Below are 1,229 nucleotides of genomic sequence, written 5' to 3'. Positions count from 1 at the left end.
TCCCTGCGGGATGACGAATACCGATTTCGGCCATAAGCATGTGCCGCTGGCAGCAGGCGGCGGACAAGGCACGGCCAATGATTACATCCGTTTTTTGCAAATGATATTGGCGAAGGGGTTGTACAATGGCAAACGCGTTTTGCAGGCTTCTTCCGTGGAACTCATGCAGCAGAATTATACCGCGGGTAAAAAAATAATTTCCACACCTGCCGAAGCGGACAACTGGGGTTATGGATTGGGAGAATGGATGCTGGAAGAATCGCCCGGTGAAAAAGTTGCCAACGCGGTGACCAGCCCGGGATTGTTCGGTAGCTTTCCATGGGTGGATAACAAACGGCAATACGTTGGGATTTTATTCTGTTTTAACCTGAAGAATAAAGGCAGAGCGGAAAAATACACCACATTAAAAAAACTGGTAGATGAACAACTGGATAAATAGACTAAGCATGCACACTACAAAAAATCTTCACATGGTTTTATTTATCGTATTGGCTTCGCTGATCATTTCGTGCAATAATGGTCAGCAGCAACCTATACAACCAGAATACGTGAAGCTGTCCAGCATACCGGGCGATACTTTTCCTCCACCTCCCCGACCACCATCCAGGATTGACCCGGCGGATATCCTGAAAGAAAAAGAGTTGAAAGATTATCTCATGACTACTCCTGCAATTTCCCCAAACAAAAAAGCGGGTGCACCTTTTAACACCATGGATTATGATAAGGTCATCGCATATGATTTCGACGGGGGTAGAGATGACATCGCAGTGATCGATGAAAAAGGTAAATTTGTTCCGGTCATCACCAAACAGCAATTCCTTACCCGGCAGCAAGCTGATAAGATCACGGCTGCATTGTCCAGTAACTCAACTTATGGAGATGGTACCGCCGCTTGTTTTGAGCCACATCTCGGGCTGGTGTTTTACAAAAACGATACGATGGTGAACCAGGTGAATATCTGTCTTGGCTGCAACTATCTTATTTCTACCATAGCAATACCTGCCACCACACACCAGGTAATGAATAAAGGAAAGGAAGATGAATATGCATTGATCGGTTTTACAGCCGCCGGCAAAAAAGCGATCAAAGGATTGTGCAGGGAATTAAACTTTTATTACGGCGAATAAACCCCGGAGGTTTAACCCCGGAGGTTTCTTTTAACCTCCGGGCGTTTGATCCAAAACACTCCGGGGTTGGGAGAAAAACCCCGGAGGTTTCTTTCAACCTCC

Annotated in this window: 2 protein-coding genes; both read left to right on the top strand. The window is 46.0% G+C overall.

Annotation, left to right across the window (positions count from 1 at the left end):
* On the top strand, positions 1 to 439 hold a 439-nt coding region (locus tag EGI32_RS11265), incomplete at its 5' end, for a beta-lactamase family protein (RefSeq protein ID WP_255155428.1).
* Between the two features lie 31 nt (positions 440 to 470).
* Entirely contained in the window at positions 471 to 1,127 is a 657-nt protein-coding gene (locus EGI32_RS11260; RefSeq protein WP_255155249.1) for a hypothetical protein, read from the top strand.
* Positions 1,128 to 1,229 lie beyond the last annotated feature (102 nt).

This window comes from Ferruginibacter sp. HRS2-29 (genome assembly GCF_024343615.1).
Classification (GTDB): domain Bacteria; phylum Bacteroidota; class Bacteroidia; order Chitinophagales; family Chitinophagaceae; genus Ferruginibacter.
The sequence above is the reverse complement of the archived record's forward strand: the minus strand, read 5'-3'. Positions and strand labels throughout refer to the sequence as shown.

Bases quoted from the DNA above. Each gene is read 5' to 3' on its own strand.
- EGI32_RS11260 (WP_255155249.1), top strand. From the start codon at position 471: ATGGTTTTATTTATCGTATTGGCTTCGCTGATCATTTCGTGCAATAAT.